General features: G+C 71.9%; 16 protein-coding genes. 5 read left to right on the top strand and 11 right to left on the bottom strand.

The window, feature by feature from the left end; all coding sequences use genetic code 11:
• Nucleotides 1–39 precede the first annotated feature (39 nt).
• The 4 genes from Q7A36_RS22555 to Q7A36_RS22540 all read right to left on the bottom strand — a co-directional run bounded on the left by Q7A36_RS22555 (nt 40) and on the right by Q7A36_RS22540 (nt 2,694).
• Nucleotides 40–828, bottom strand: a complete 789-nt coding sequence (locus tag Q7A36_RS22555) for a DUF1217 domain-containing protein (RefSeq protein WP_305106010.1) — start codon at nt 826–828, stop codon at nt 40–42.
• Nucleotides 829–875: 47 nt separating this feature from the next.
• The gene (locus tag Q7A36_RS22550; RefSeq protein ID WP_305106009.1) at nt 876–1,622 is read right to left on the bottom strand and encodes an SDR family NAD(P)-dependent oxidoreductase; all 747 of its coding nucleotides are present in this window, start codon (nt 1,620–1,622) and stop codon (nt 876–878) included.
• A 106-nt stretch (nt 1,623–1,728) separates the two neighbouring features.
• Nucleotides 1,729–2,142, bottom strand: coding sequence for an RNA polymerase-binding protein DksA (gene dksA / locus Q7A36_RS22545; protein ID WP_305106086.1), 414 nt, complete (start codon nt 2,140–2,142; stop codon nt 1,729–1,731).
• Nucleotides 2,143–2,277: 135 nt separating this feature from the next.
• Complete coding sequence (locus tag Q7A36_RS22540) at nt 2,278–2,694, bottom strand: flagellar assembly protein FliX (protein ID WP_305106008.1); 417 nt, start codon at nt 2,692–2,694, stop codon at nt 2,278–2,280.
• Nucleotides 2,695–2,920: 226 nt separating this feature from the next.
• On the opposite strand from Q7A36_RS22540, the gene Q7A36_RS22535 reads away from it, so the two are divergent.
• The 4 genes from Q7A36_RS22535 (at nt 2,921) to Q7A36_RS22520 (ending at nt 5,760) form a co-directional block, all read left to right on the top strand.
• Entirely contained in the window at nt 2,921–4,003 is a 1,083-nt protein-coding gene (locus Q7A36_RS22535; RefSeq protein ID WP_305106007.1) for a flagellar basal body P-ring protein FlgI, read from the top strand.
• The gene (locus Q7A36_RS22530; RefSeq protein WP_305106006.1) at nt 4,000–4,293 is read left to right on the top strand and encodes a rod-binding protein; all 294 of its coding nucleotides are present in this window, start codon (nt 4,000–4,002) and stop codon (nt 4,291–4,293) included. Before Q7A36_RS22535 ends, Q7A36_RS22530 begins: the two co-directional genes overlap by 4 nt.
• Nucleotides 4,290–4,700, top strand: coding sequence for a hypothetical protein (locus Q7A36_RS22525; RefSeq protein WP_305106005.1), 411 nt, complete (start codon nt 4,290–4,292; stop codon nt 4,698–4,700). Before Q7A36_RS22530 ends, Q7A36_RS22525 begins: the two co-directional genes overlap by 4 nt.
• Before the next feature lie 175 nt (nt 4,701–4,875).
• Nucleotides 4,876–5,760: an LLM class F420-dependent oxidoreductase gene (locus Q7A36_RS22520; protein ID WP_305106004.1), complete on the top strand. Its 885-nt coding sequence runs from the start codon at nt 4,876–4,878 to the stop codon at nt 5,758–5,760.
• Nucleotides 5,761–5,817: 57 nt separating this feature from the next.
• Here Q7A36_RS22520 and Q7A36_RS22515 read toward each other — a convergent pair whose 3' ends face one another.
• From Q7A36_RS22515 to Q7A36_RS22500, 4 genes are all read right to left on the bottom strand, one after another.
• A complete protein-coding gene (locus Q7A36_RS22515) occupies nt 5,818–6,249 on the bottom strand; it encodes a phasin family protein (RefSeq protein ID WP_305106003.1) in 432 nt (143 codons plus the stop codon).
• A gap of 84 nt (nt 6,250–6,333) precedes the next feature.
• Nucleotides 6,334–6,933 (bottom strand): TetR family transcriptional regulator, encoded by a 600-nt coding sequence (locus Q7A36_RS22510; protein WP_305106002.1) that lies wholly within the window; start codon nt 6,931–6,933, stop codon nt 6,334–6,336.
• Between the two features lie 43 nt (nt 6,934–6,976).
• A complete protein-coding gene (proC, locus tag Q7A36_RS22505) occupies nt 6,977–7,792 on the bottom strand; it encodes a pyrroline-5-carboxylate reductase (protein ID WP_305106001.1) in 816 nt (271 codons plus the stop codon).
• 219 nt (nt 7,793–8,011) lie between these two features.
• Nucleotides 8,012–8,536 (bottom strand): hypothetical protein, encoded by a 525-nt coding sequence (locus Q7A36_RS22500; protein ID WP_305106000.1) that lies wholly within the window; start codon nt 8,534–8,536, stop codon nt 8,012–8,014.
• 525 nt (nt 8,537–9,061) lie between these two features.
• On the opposite strand from Q7A36_RS22500, the gene ilvD reads away from it, so the two are divergent.
• Nucleotides 9,062–10,915 (top strand): dihydroxy-acid dehydratase, encoded by a 1,854-nt coding sequence (gene ilvD, locus Q7A36_RS22495; protein ID WP_305105999.1) that lies wholly within the window; start codon nt 9,062–9,064, stop codon nt 10,913–10,915.
• Between the two features lie 198 nt (nt 10,916–11,113).
• On the opposite strand, the gene Q7A36_RS22490 is transcribed toward ilvD, so the two are convergent.
• The 3 genes from Q7A36_RS22490 to Q7A36_RS22480 form a co-directional block, all read right to left on the bottom strand.
• On the bottom strand, nt 11,114–11,563 hold the full coding sequence (locus tag Q7A36_RS22490; RefSeq protein ID WP_305105998.1) for a hypothetical protein: 450 nt from the start codon (nt 11,561–11,563) through the stop codon (nt 11,114–11,116).
• The gene (locus Q7A36_RS22485) at nt 11,560–12,150 is read right to left on the bottom strand and encodes a c-type cytochrome (RefSeq protein ID WP_305105997.1); all 591 of its coding nucleotides are present in this window, start codon (nt 12,148–12,150) and stop codon (nt 11,560–11,562) included. The genes Q7A36_RS22490 and Q7A36_RS22485 overlap by 4 nt, the downstream gene beginning before the upstream one ends.
• Nucleotides 12,151–12,205: 55 nt before the next feature.
• On the bottom strand, nt 12,206–12,629 hold a 424-nt coding region (locus Q7A36_RS22480; RefSeq protein ID WP_305105996.1), incomplete at its 5' end, for a PQQ-dependent sugar dehydrogenase.

Below are 12,629 nucleotides of genomic sequence, written 5' to 3'. Positions count from 1 at the left end.
GCAGTCCCGCCGCCGATGCAACGGCGACGTGTAGGATACCTAACCGAGGAGGGAGAGGAGGCTGCCCGCCGTCCCGGTCGTCGCCGTCCCGGCCTGGGCCATGACGTAGCGCTGGGCGAGGAGTTGGACCTTCTTCGGGTCCTGCAGGTCGGCGAGCTTCAGCCGGCTGGTGATGGCGCGCCCCTGCGCTTCCACCGACTGCACCGCGATCTCGGATGGCAGGCCGAGCGCCCCGGTGACCACCCGCCGCATCACCGCATTGCCGAGGATGCCGTAGACATCCGTCTCGCTGGCGGCGTTCTTGATGAAATAGAGCGCGTCCGACATGCCGGCGGCCTTGTCGTCCAGCCCCTTCTGGTACTGGTACTGGACATAGGCGTCCTCGAGCTTCGCCCTGACGGTCGGGTCCTGCAGCCCGGCCAGGCCCTTGCTTCGCAGGTCCAGCGTCTCCGCCGCCGATTTGAAGCGGCTGTCGAGGCTGGCCAGCAGCCCCTTCGTGTCCTGCGGATCGGCGAGCAGCGCCTTCTGCACCAGGGCCGGATAGTCCGCCTGGTCCGAGAGGCCTAGCGCCGGCAGCAGGACAGCCAGGACCCGCGGGTCCTGCAGCGCCGCCTTCACGTCCTTCGCCTTGGCCAGCGCCGTCTCGAACTGCTTGAGGGCGCCGATGGTGACGGGGTCCTTCTTCTCCTGCGCGACCCCCTTGGCCTCCGCCCCCTTGGCCTGGGCGGCCTTCAGCGCGGCGAGCGCCGAGACGGCATCGCCGGTCGAACTGGCGCTGGCCGTGCCGCCGAAGAGCGAGGCGACCAGCGAGGCGGTGAGCTGGATCATGGTCCGCCCCAGCCTGCCCGCGGGCGGCTGAATCCGGCGTTAAGCCGTCAGTGCCAGGCGGAGCCGCCATCCACCCCGAGCGCGCTGCCGGTCACGAAGCCCGCCTCCGCGCCCGTCAGGTAGAGCACCGCGCCGGCCACCTCCTCCGCCGTGCCGAAGCGGCCCATGGCATAGCGCGCCAGGAAGGCCCGCTCGGCCGAGGCCGGGTCGGGCTGCGCCGCCATGGTCGCCTCCACCATCGGCGTCAGGATGGCGCCGGGGCAGACGGCATTCACCCGGATGTTCTCCCGCGCCAGGTCGAGCGCGAGGCAGCGCGTCAGCATCAGCACCCCGCCCTTGGAGGCGCCATAGGCGCTGTAATTGGGCCGGGGGACCAGCCCGGCGGCGGAGGCGAGGTTGACGATCGACCCGCCGCCGGCGCGGCGGAGATGCGGGATGGCGGCGCGGCAGACATGGAAGGGCCCGTCCAGGTTCACCGCCATCACCTCCCGCCACAGCGCGGGCGTGGTCTCGAGCGGCGAGGCAACCCGGCTGATGCCCGCGGCATTGACCACCGCGTCCACCGCGCCGAGCGACGCGGCCGCCCGGTCGATGGCCGCCTCGGTCGCCGCGGCATCGGCGACATCGACCGGCAGGCCGGCCACGCCGAGTTCCGCCGCGACGCGCGCGAGCGCCCCGGCATCGCGGTCGAGCAGCGCGACCCGCGCGCCCTCCCGCAGGAAGAGCCGCGCCGTGGCGAGGCCGATGCCGGACGCCCCGCCGGTGATGATCGCGTGCCGATTGGCGAGCCGCATGCCGTCCCCTCCTCCCTGTCGGATGCGGGGAGCCTAGCAGAGGCCCGGAAAAGGCAATGGCCGGCGCAGGGCCGGCCATGCCGCGAGGTCGGTCCTGCGGGCGGGCTCAGTCGTCCCGGTGCACCCGCTCCATGCGCTCGTGGCGCTCCTGCGCCTCGATCGAGAGGGTGGCGATCGGCCGTGCCTCCAGCCGCCGCAGGCCGATCGGCTCGCCGGTCTCCTCGCAATAGCCGTAGGTGCCGTTCTCGATCCGCTCCAGCGCCTGGTCGATCTTGGCGATCAGCTTGCGGGCGCGATCGCGGGTGCGGAGTTCGAGCGCCCGGTCGGTCTCGACGCTGGCGCGGTCGGTCAGGTCCGCCTCGGTGATGCCGCCGACGGAGAGGCTCGCCAGGGTCTCGCCCGCCTCCCGCAGCAGGTCCTGCCGCCAGCGCAGCAGCTTCTGCCGGAAATATTCCAGTTGCCGCGCGCCCATGAATTCTTCGTCATCAGTCGGGCGATAATCCGGGGGTAGGGTGATCAGCATCGTCTGGACGGCCCCATTCCGATCGAGGCCCAGGCGCCGGGCGCCGTCCCCGAAGTTGGCCGGACCATACAGGCGCGGCCCCTGCCGCGCCAAGGGGTTACGCTATTGCACATTGCAGATACGGGTGAGTTTTCACGGAGTTGACACGACTCGGTTCCAACCCCTGCGGCACAGTTCCACCCGTGCGCGCAGGACGACCGCCTGCACCGCTTCCCGCAGGTTCGGGTCGGCCCCCTCCTCGCCCTCCTCCAGCGCCGCCAGACGCTCCAGCCGCCCCCGGTCGCCGCCGCCGGAGAGCAGATCGCGCTGCAGGCCCCGCAACTCTTGCAGAATCGAGTCGGCCCGCGCCCGCGCCGCCCGGTCCCGCGCCGCGCGCTCCCCCGCCTCCTGCACCGCCAGCAGGCCGAGCCCGACCGGGCCGGCCGCTGCGGCCGGGGCGGCGCCCGCCGCGGCCTCCGTCCCCTCGCCGGGCGCGAAGCCCGCCGCGCCGCGGCCCGTCCGCCGCCCGATCCGGCCCGGCCCGCCCGTCACCCCGCCGATCCCGCGCATCCTGCCCCCTTCCGGCGCCCCGCTGCCGGGGGCGGGCAATCCTCGCCGCCCCGCCCGGCACGGTCTGCCGGGCCACCCGCCCGGCGGGCTGGCACGGCCATTGCCATCCACCCCCGCAGGTGCAGGACGCCCGGCAGGTGCAGGACGCCCGGGCAACCGCGGGACGGAGAGCAGCGTGGCCAAAATTGCTTTCGCAAGGGCGAAAAGCGCGCTTGTGGCAGCGGCTATGACGGCGCTGCTCGCCATCCTCGCGGGCCCCGCCGCCGCGCAGCCCGTCCGCATCAAGGACATCGCGGACCTCGAGGGCGTGCGGGACAACCAGCTCGTCGGCTATGGCCTCGTCGTCGGCCTCGCCGGCACCGGCGACCGGCTGCGCACCGCCATCTTCACCCGCCAGACCCTGATCGGCATGCTCGAGCGGCTGGGCGTGAACACCCGCGACAACGAGGCGCGGCTGGAGACGAAGAACGTCGCCGCCGTCATGGTCACCGCCAACCTGCCCGCCTTCGCCCGGCCGGGCAGCCGGATCGACATCGCCGTTTCGGCGCTCGGCGACGCCACCAACCTGCAGGGGGGCACGCTGCTGGTCACGCCCCTGCTCGGCGCGGACGGGGAGGTCTATGCGGTGGCGCAGGGCGCGGTCGCGACCGGCGCCATCGCCGCCCGCGGCGCCGCGGCCAGCGTCCAGCGCGGCGTGCCGACCAGCGCCCGCATCGCCTCCGGCGCCATCGTCGAGCGCGAAATCCCCTATGCCCTTGCCGGCCGGCCCAGCCTCCGCCTCGCGCTCCGCAACCCGGACCTGACCACCGCGCGGCGCATCGCCGCCGCCGTCAACCGCGCGGCCGGCAGCGGCATCGCCAATGCGACCGATCCGCGGACCGTCGCGCTCAACCTCCAGGGCCGCGACCCCGTCGCCTTCCTCGCCGAGATCGAGCAGCTCCGCGTCGAGCCGGACCAGGTCGCCCGCGTGGTGATCGAGGAAGCCAGCGGCACCATCGTCATGGGCTCGAACGTCCGCGTCTCCACCGTCGCCATCGCGCAGGGGAACCTGACCATCCGCATCACCGAGACGCCGCAGGTCAGCCAGCCCAACCCGCTCTCGAACGGGGAGACGGTGACGGTGCCGCGCACCAATATCGAGGTGGACGACCAGGCGGAGCGGCGGCTCGGCATCCTCCGCGGCGGCATCACCCTGCAGGAGCTGGTGCGCGGGCTGAACGCGCTCGGCGTCGGGCCGCGCGACCTGATCTCCATCCTGCAGACCATCAAGGCCGCCGGCGCCCTGCAGGCGGAGCTGGAACTGCGATGACCCGCCCCCTCACCCCGGCCGAGATGTCGGCCGTGCCGCCGCGCCTGCGCCAGGCGGCGCAGGCATTCGAGGCGCAGGCCCTCGCCCGGCTGCTGCAGCCGGCCTTCGAGACCATCGGCACCGGCGGCCTCTTCGGCGGTGGCACCGCGGAGGCGCAGTGGCGGCCGATGCTGGTGGACGCCATCGCGACCAAGGCGGTGCGGGCGGGCCAGGGCCTCGGCCTCTCCGACGCCATCCTGCGCGAATTGCTGCGCCGCCAGGCCATGCCGACCGAGGAAGGACAGCCATGACCGACATGATGGACGCGCTGCTCGCCGCCGGGCGGCGGCTGGCCGAGGCGCTGCGGGCGGAGAACGAGGCGCTCGCCGCGCTCGACCTGCCCCGCGCCGCGGGCCTCACCCCCGCCAAGCTGCAGGCGACGGACGCCTTCGCCGCCGCCTGCGCCGCCGCGGCGAAGACCGGCACCAGGGCGGCGGGCCCGGTGCGCGACGATGCCATGGCGCTGACCACGCGGCTGCAGGCGCTCGGCGAGGAGAACCGGCGCCTGCTGCAGCGGGCCATCGCCATCCAGTCGCAGGTGATCGAGACCATCGCCGGCGCCGCCCTGCCGCGCCAGGCCGGGCCGGGCTACGGCGCCGCGGGCCGGCCGCCGGCAGCGCGACGGGTGCCGGCGCTGGCGATGGCGACGCGGGTGTGAGGCGCACCCGGCAAACGGGGCACGCCACCGGGGCTCTGCCCCGGACCCCGCGAAGGGGGCGATGTCCCCCTTCGAGACCCCCCTCTGGTCACGCCCTGGATGGACGGGTCGCGGGCGGCGCCGGCATGCTCGCGGCCACGGCGCGGCGGCAGTCCGCGCGGGGAGGACATCCGGCATGAAATTCGCGCTGCATTTCGGCAATACGAGCTTTCCCGACGCCGCCGGCGCCATGCGCCTGGCACGGCTGGCCGAGGCCGCCGGGTTCGATTCCCTCTTCGCCGTCGACCACGTGGTCCTGCCGGAGCACTACGACAGCCCCTATCCCTATTCGGCCAATGGCCGCCTGCCCGGCAACATCACTGCCGCCATGCCGGACCCGCTGGTCTGGCTGGCCTTCGCCGCCGCCGCGACCACGCGCCTCAGGCTCATGACCGCCGTCATCATCCTGCCGCTGCGCAACCCGCTGGTGCTCGCCAAGCAGGTGGCGACGCTGGATGCGATGAGCGGCGGCCGGCTCGACCTCGGCATCGGCGTCGGCTGGCTGCGCGAGGAATTCGACGCGCTCGGCATCCCCTTCGCCGCGCGCGGCCGCCGCACGGACGAGTACATCGCCGCCATGCGCGCGCTCTGGCGCGGCGAGCCCGCCAGCTTCGCCGGGGAGTTCGTCCGCTTCGAGGGCGTGCGCTGCACCCCGGCGCCGCCGCGGGGCGCGGTGCCGGTCATCGTCGGCGGCCATTCGGAGGCGGCGGCGCGCCGCGCCGGGCGGCTCGGCGATGGCTTCTTCCCCTCCATCGGCGCGCAGGTGGACACGCTGCCGCTGCTGGCGGTGGCGCGCCGCGCGGCGGCGGAGGCCGGGCGCGACCCCGCCGCCATCGAGCTGCTCATGGGCTGCCCGGGCGCCCTGCCCGGCTCGGGCCAGGACCCGCTTGTCGCGGTGGAGGAGCGCCGGAGGCAGGGCGTCGGCCGGGTCGTGCTGCCGCTCGGCGCCTTCCTGCCGGACCTCGAGGACAGCCTGCCGCGCTTCGGCGAGCAGGTGATCCGCCGCTTCGGGGCGGCCTGAACGAACAAGGCCAGGGACACCGTCCCTGGCCCAACGGGAACCTGCCTTCGGCCCGGGCTAGCCCTGCCGGCCCATCAGCGACTTCACCTCGTCCATCGCCTCGGTGAAGCGCTTGTTGAGCAGCGCCAGCGCCTCCTGGTTCGACTTCTGGATCAGGTCGGCCACTTCCTTCATGTTGGCGACCGCCTTCTCATAGGCCGCCTTCAGCATCTCCGCCTGCCGCGCCGCCTTGGCCTGCGGGCTCTCCTGCGTGCCGAAGGCCCGCATGGCCTCGGTCATCTCGGTCATGGAGGACTGCAGGATCTCCATGTGCCGCCGTGCCACCGCCTGCGCGCCCTCGAGCGCGACGCGGTTGGCGGCCGAGAGCGCCTCCAGGTTCCGCCGCTGGGCGGCCGCCAGGGCCTCGACATCGGGCATGCCGGGCATGCGGAACTCCGACAGCATCTTCATGAGGTCGGTCTCGGGCTTATTGCCGCTGTTCTCTGACATGTCGTCCTCCGCCATGGGATCGGGCGGCGAGACACTAGGGGGCTCGCGAGGTCCGGTCAAAGGACTTGTTGCGATGCAGCAAAATCAACTTGCGGCCATGTCGCCGGGATCGAGACGCAACGACCGCGCGACCTGTTCCGCCCGGTCCAGCGCCCGGTCCAGCGCCGCCATGGTGGCGCCGAGATCGGCCGTGTCGTCGCGCGTCCAGGCGCGCAGCGTCGCCAGCCAGATCCCGGCCAGGCCCTGGGCGCGCACCGCGCCATAGATCCCGCCGGACTCGATCTCCGCCGCATCCAGCAGCCGGGCCATGGAAGGCGGGACCTGCGCGAGCAGGCAGAGCGCGAGGCCGGGGCGCAGGCGGAGGTCATCCACCAGCCGCAGGATCCCGGCGCGATGCGGCTGCATGGCATCGATCCGCCGCATCACCACGTCGAAGACCCGGTCGCGCGGCGTACCGCCCTGGCCGGGGACGGTGCCGGCCGCGACCGCCTCGTCCGCCAGCCGCTCGTGCAGCCGCAGCAGGTCGCCCGGGCCCTGCGGGGCGCGGGCGCGGATCGCCGCCGCCGGCAGGTCGCTGGCCGCGGCCAGGCGGCGCAGGGTCACGCCGTCCCAGCCATGCGCCGCGACGACCTGCCAGAAGCCGGCGATCAGGCGGGAATCGGTCTCGTCGGTCGTATCGGTCATGGCAACCCAGGTTGGGGCGGCAGGCGCGTCGCGGAAGGGGCGGTCAGCCGGCAAGCTCGCGGGAGCGCGCCGTCGCCGCGGCGATCGCCTGCGACATCAGGGCCGGCCAGGCCTCCGGCGCCATCAGCACGGCGAGCGCCCGCTCCGTGGTGCCCTTCGGGCTGGTCACGTTCTTACGAAGCTGCGCGCTGTCCTCCGCGCTCGCGGCCAGCAGCGCGCCGGAGCCGGCGACGGTCGCCTGCGCCATCCGGCGGGCGAGGTCGGGCGGCAGTCCCTGCTCGATCGCCGCCGCCTCCATCAGCTCGGCCAGCAGGAAGACATAGGCCGGACCGCCGCCCGAGACGGCGGTGACCGGGTCGATCAGCCCCTCCTCCTCCACCCAGGCGGATTCGCCGATGGCCGAGAGCAGCCGGTCGGCGAGCGCCCGCTGCGCCGCCGTCACGCCCGGGCCGGGGCAGGCGACGGTGAAGCCCTGCCGCACGGCCGCCGGGGTATTGGGCATGGCGCGGATCACCGCGGCCTCCCCGCCCAGCAGCGCCCGCATGCCGGCGATGGCCCGGCCCGCCATGATGGAGAGGAAGAGGGTCTCCGACCCGGCGAGGCGGGCGAAGGCCGGCAGGGTCGCCGCCGCCTCCTGCGGCTTGATCGCCAGCACCACGGCGGCGGGGCGGAAGCCGGCGGGGATGGCGGCGGGCTCCGGCACGACCGTGACCTTGCCGGCGAAGGCCGCCGCCGCCGCGGCATGCGGCTCCACCACCACGGCCTCGGTCAGGCCACGCTCCAGCCAGCCGGCGAGCATGGCCCCGCCCATCTTGCCGCAGCCGACGAGGAGGAGGGGGGGAAGGGGTGCGTCGCTCATGCGCGGACCCTCGCGCGGCGCGGGTGCGGGCGCAATGGGCGGCGCACCTCCGGCACCCGGTTCGTTATCCGGCGCCGCCGAGCTGGAATGGGGTGCCGCCGATCAGCATTGAACTCGAATGGCATGGTGGCCCCCTTCGATCGAGGGCTCACTCCCAGCTCACATAACCGCATACCACCCAATCCAGCGGCTTCTGCAACGGCATGCCCGCGTGGAGGACTATTCGCGTGAGACGAAGGCCAGCCGTTCGAACAGCTTCTGGCCAAATCCTTTCTTCATGGCGTCAGGCGGCCAGTCGTAGACCAGGACATTATTGCCTTTCAGCCGCAGCGAGAAATCCACCCAGTCGATATGAACGTGATTTTCGTGCTTGCGACCTAGCGCCTCATCCTTGTTCTTGTTCTTCTTGAGCAGGTCTCCCTGGTAGATGCGGCTTCCTGGGATGGAAAAGTGGAATGGCGTGCCGTCGGGGTTCCAGTCGGTGTACAGGATATCGTGCCATCCTATATCCGACTGCATATCCACCAAGGCTTCAATGATTTCGTCAGCCAGATACTTTTCATAGGCCGCGCGGCTGTTCAGCATGATGTCGATGGCCAGACCGGCAGTGTGGCGGGAGGCGTCGGCGCGGATGGTCCCGATCCGTTCCGGCGCAGCGAGTAGCGGAATAGCGCTGCGCAGCGCCTTCACGACTTCGGCGACCGCCGGGGACTCTGTATTCGCAGGATGCGACATATCGGTCATCCCTTGTTGGCCTGCTCATCTCTCGCAGAAAGCCCGCAGGCGACGCTGTGAGGAAGGTCACACCGGCAGGCCGCCAAGGTCTGATCCCGACCTTCTCAAATCGCTTTCATTGGCGGCGCTTGATGGGTTCCAGGGCACTGTGTCGCATGGATCAGGCAAGTCTCCAACGAATTCATGCATTTATGTTAATGGGTGAATTCCATAATCCTGAGCGTTTCCAGGGGGTTGGCCTCTCCACGCAACAAGCGGGTCGGCGAACATCTCCTCGGCCGGGATGTGGCAGAGCCCGATCACCACCGCAGGCAGATAGCCGTCGGGCGCCGAGACGCTGCCGAGCCGCGGCCGCGACAGGAGGCGAGCAAGAGGCAGCCATGCGCCAGCGCCGATGGACGCCCCGGAGGCGAAGGGCTAGAGCAGGCTCGCCCCGGACGGCAGCCCGGGCGCGAACTGCCCGTCCCACCGGAGGCGCCCACCGGACCGACCGAGCCCGGTCCCGGCGGGACGCGCCCGGAGGACCAGAGAGGCATGCCCAGCTACCGCTCCCGCACCACCACCCACGGCCGCAACATGGCCGGCGCCCGCGGCCTCTGGCGCGCGACCGGCATGAAGGACGCCGATTTCGGCAAGCCGATCATCGCAGTCGCCAACAGCTTCACCCAGTTCGTCCCCGGCCATGTCCACCTGAAGGACCTCGGCCAACTCGTCGCGCGGGAGATCGAGGCGGCCGGCGGCGTGGCGAAGGAGTTCAACACCATCGCCGTCGACGACGGCATCGCCATGGGCCACCAGGGCATGCTCTACAGCCTGCCCTCGCGCGAGCTGATCGCCGATGCCGTCGAGTACATGGTGAACGCGCATTGCGCCGACGCCCTGGTCTGCATCTCCAACTGCGACAAGATCACGCCGGGGATGCTGATGGCGGCCATGCGCCTCAACATCCCGACCATCTTCGTCTCCGGCGGGCCGATGGAGGCCGGCAAGGTCGTGCATCGCGGCCAGAAGCGCTCGGTCGACCTGATCGACGCCATGATCACCGCCGCCGACCCGACCGCGACGGATGAGGAGGTGCAGGCCGTCGAGCGCTCGGCCTGCCCGACCTGCGGGTCGTGCTCTGGCATGTTCACCGCCAATTCGATGAACTGCCTGACCGAGGCGCTGGGCCTCGCCCTGCCGGGCAACGGCACGATCGTGGCGACCCATGCCGATCGCCGCGCGCTCTTCCTCGAGGCCGGGCGGCGCATCGTGGCGCTGGCCAAGCGGCACTACGAGGAGGACGACTACTCCGTCCTGCCGCGCGCCATCGCCGGCTTCGCCGCCTTCGAGAACGCGATGACGCTCGACATCGCCATGGGCGGCTCGACCAACACGGTGCTGCACCTGCTGGCGGCGGCCGAGGAGGCGGGCCTCGGCTTCACCATGCGCGACATCGACCGCCTCTCGCGCCGCGTGCCGGTGCTGTGCAAGGTCGCGCCCTCCGTCGCCAATGTCCATGTCGAGGATGTCCACCGCGCCGGCGGCATCATGGGCATCCTCGGCGAGCTGGACCGCGCCGGGCTGATCGACACGTCCGTCGCATCCGTGCATGCGAAGAGCCTCGCGGAAGCGCTGGCGCATTGGGACATCAAACGCACCGGGGATGAGGCGGTGCGCACCTTCTTCCGCGCCGCGCCGGGCGGCATCCCGACCACCGAGGCCTTCAGCCAGTCCGCCCGCTGGGACGCGCTGGACGAGGACCGCGCAAGCGGCGTGATCCGCGACATCGAGCACGCCTTCTCCAGGGATGGCGGCCTCGCGGTGCTCTACGGCAACCTCGCCGAGGAAGGCTGCATCGTGAAGACGGCGGGCGTCGATGCCAGCATCCTCAGCTTCGCCGGCCCGGCCCGGATTTTTGAAAGTCAGGACGCGGCCGTCGAGGGGATCCTGGGGAAGAAGGTGCAGGCGGGCGACGTGGTGCTGGTGCGCTACGAGGGGCCGAAGGGCGGCCCCGGCATGCAGGAGATGCTCTACCCCACCAGCTACCTGAAGTCGGTCGGCCTCGGGAAGGCCTGCGCGCTGGTCACGGATGGCCGCTTCTCCGGCGGCTCCTCGGGCCTCTCCATCGGCCATCTCTCGCCGGAGGCGGCCGAGGGCGGCCTGGTCGGCCTTGTCGAGGAGGGCGACCGGATCGAGATCGGCATCCCGAACCGCACCATCCGCCTGGCCGTGCCCGACGATGTCCTGGCGCAGCGCCGCGCGGCGATGGAGGCGCGCGGCGAGCAGGCCTGGCAACCCGTCGGCCGCAACCGCGTGGTCTCGATGGCCCTACAGGCCTATGCGGCGCTGACGACCAGCGCTTCGCGCGGCGCGGTGCGCGACGTGAAGCAGTTGCGGCGGCGCTGAAGGCCGCGGGAAGCAAGATCGGGGAGGGAAAGGTATTCCCTCCCGTTGGACGCCTTCGGCGTCCAACCCCGCCCTTCCCTTCTGGGAGTCGGCTGCCGCCGCGCGGCGGGTGCAAGACTCACAGAAATAGAAGAGGGTTGGACGCCAAGGGCGTCCAACGGGAGAATACCTTCTCCCCGACATTCCCTCGATGCGCACTCAGGGCAGGATGTCAGCCGCGTCGCAGGCAGCGGGCAGGACGGCCTCCGCCGGCGCGTCGCCCTCCGAATAGCGCTCCAGCAGCGTGCGGAAGCTGCGGTAGAGTTCGCTCGACTGGTGCGCACGGCAGGTGCCCGGCATGCCCTCCACCTGCGCCGGCAGGCCGCCATGCTCCTCCACCCGCGCCGTCATCTTCTGCCGCGCCAGTTGCATCTCGGCGCGCGTCCATTGCTGGTAGTGCCGGCGCGCAGTCTCGGTGAAAGGGCAGCGCGCGAAGCGCTCGGCCAGCGCCTGGCGGAACATGCGCCCGGCCAGCGCATCGCCGCAGGCATCGAACTGCCAGAGCGAGACGGCGAAGCCCCGCTCGAAGGCCGCGGGATTGTCGAGCGGCGCCTGCGCCGCGGCGGGGCCGGCGAGCAGCAGCGCGGCGGCAAGGACCGCTCGCCTCATTCCGGCTTCTCCAGGTAGACCGCGATGGCGGTGATGTCCGCGTCGCTCAGCCCGCCCGCCACCTCGTTCATGGCGGCGACGCCGACGCTCGGCCGCGCGGCGCTGCGGTAGTCGCGCAGCGCCTTCTCGGTATAGGCGCGCGTCTGGTGCGCGATCGCCGGCGCGGCCTGGCTGCCGGCATAGTCGTCCATGTGGCAGCCGGCGCAGCGGTGCCGCGCCGCGGCCTGCTTCCCCTCTGCCTGCAGCGCCGGGTCGGGCGTGCCGGGCGGCGGGTTGGCGCGCGGGAGCGAGGCGAAATAGGCGCCGAGGTTGCGCAGCTCCTCATCCGAGAGGTCGGCGGCGAGCGGGTTCATGATCTCGCTCTTGCGCCGCCCGTTGCGGAAGAAGACGAGCTGCCACTGCAGGTACCGCTCCTTCTGCCCGGCGAGGGAGGGGATGGAGGGGTCGGCGGTGATCCCCTCGGTGCCGTGGCAGGTGACGCATTGCTCGGCGCGGGCGCGGCCGGCCTCGATATCGGCGGCCCGGGCGGGCCATGAGGCGGGAAGAAGGCAGGACAGGGCCGCGAGGGCGGCCAACCAATGTCGCATGGGGAATTCCGGGATGGGGCCGCCCGCCCCGCATGGGACGGGCGGCCATTCGGGATCAGCGGCTGTAGCTGATGCGGTAGATGGCGCCGGCCCAGTCATCGGCAACCAGGATCGAGCCGTCCTTGGCGAGGATGATGTCGTTGGGACGCCCGGCATAGTCCTGCTTGCCGGTGATCCAGCCCTCGGCGAAGACCTCCTGCTTCGCGTTCTTGCCGTCGGGGTCGACGGTGACGCGCATGATGCGCCCGCCCTGGTAGTTGTGGCGGTTCCAGGAGCCGTGCTCGGCGATCAGGATGCTGTTGCGGTACTCCGCCGGGAATTGGTTGCCGGTGTAGAACTTCATCCCGAGCGGGGCGACATGCGCGCCGAGGTTCAGCGCCGGCGGCGAGAACTCGGAGCACTGGTGGCCCATGGCGAATTTCGGATCCGGCATGTCGCCCTGGTGGCAATAGGGATAGCCGAAATGCTCGCCCAGCCGC

Source organism: Paracraurococcus lichenis (genome assembly GCF_030657435.1).
Lineage (GTDB): Bacteria > Pseudomonadota > Alphaproteobacteria > Acetobacterales > Acetobacteraceae > Paracraurococcus > Paracraurococcus lichenis.
The sequence above is the reverse complement of the archived record's forward strand: the minus strand, read 5'-3'. Positions and strand labels throughout refer to the sequence as shown.

Bases quoted from the DNA above. Each gene is read 5' to 3' on its own strand.
- Q7A36_RS22555 (WP_305106010.1), bottom strand. From the start codon at position 828: ATGATCCAGCTCACCGCCTCGCTGGTCGCCTCGCTCTTCGGCGGCACG.
- Q7A36_RS22550 (WP_305106009.1), bottom strand. From the start codon at position 1,622: ATGCGGCTCGCCAATCGGCACGCGATCATCACCGGCGGGGCGTCCGGC.
- Q7A36_RS22540 (WP_305106008.1), bottom strand. From the start codon at position 2,694: ATGCGCGGGATCGGCGGGGTGACGGGCGGGCCGGGCCGGATCGGGCGG.
- Q7A36_RS22535 (WP_305106007.1), top strand. From the start codon at position 2,921: ATGACGGCGCTGCTCGCCATCCTCGCGGGCCCCGCCGCCGCGCAGCCC.
- Q7A36_RS22530 (WP_305106006.1), top strand. From the start codon at position 4,000: ATGACCCGCCCCCTCACCCCGGCCGAGATGTCGGCCGTGCCGCCGCGC.
- Q7A36_RS22525 (WP_305106005.1), top strand. From the start codon at position 4,290: ATGACCGACATGATGGACGCGCTGCTCGCCGCCGGGCGGCGGCTGGCC.
- Q7A36_RS22520 (WP_305106004.1), top strand. From the start codon at position 4,876: ATGAAATTCGCGCTGCATTTCGGCAATACGAGCTTTCCCGACGCCGCC.
- Q7A36_RS22515 (WP_305106003.1), bottom strand. From the start codon at position 6,249: ATGTCAGAGAACAGCGGCAATAAGCCCGAGACCGACCTCATGAAGATG.
- Q7A36_RS22510 (WP_305106002.1), bottom strand. From the start codon at position 6,933: ATGACCGATACGACCGACGAGACCGATTCCCGCCTGATCGCCGGCTTC.
- proC (WP_305106001.1), bottom strand. From the start codon at position 7,792: ATGAGCGACGCACCCCTTCCCCCCCTCCTCCTCGTCGGCTGCGGCAAG.
- Q7A36_RS22500 (WP_305106000.1), bottom strand. From the start codon at position 8,536: ATGACCGATATGTCGCATCCTGCGAATACAGAGTCCCCGGCGGTCGCC.
- ilvD (WP_305105999.1), top strand. From the start codon at position 9,062: ATGCCCAGCTACCGCTCCCGCACCACCACCCACGGCCGCAACATGGCC.
- Q7A36_RS22490 (WP_305105998.1), bottom strand. From the start codon at position 11,563: ATGAGGCGAGCGGTCCTTGCCGCCGCGCTGCTGCTCGCCGGCCCCGCC.
- Q7A36_RS22485 (WP_305105997.1), bottom strand. From the start codon at position 12,150: ATGCGACATTGGTTGGCCGCCCTCGCGGCCCTGTCCTGCCTTCTTCCC.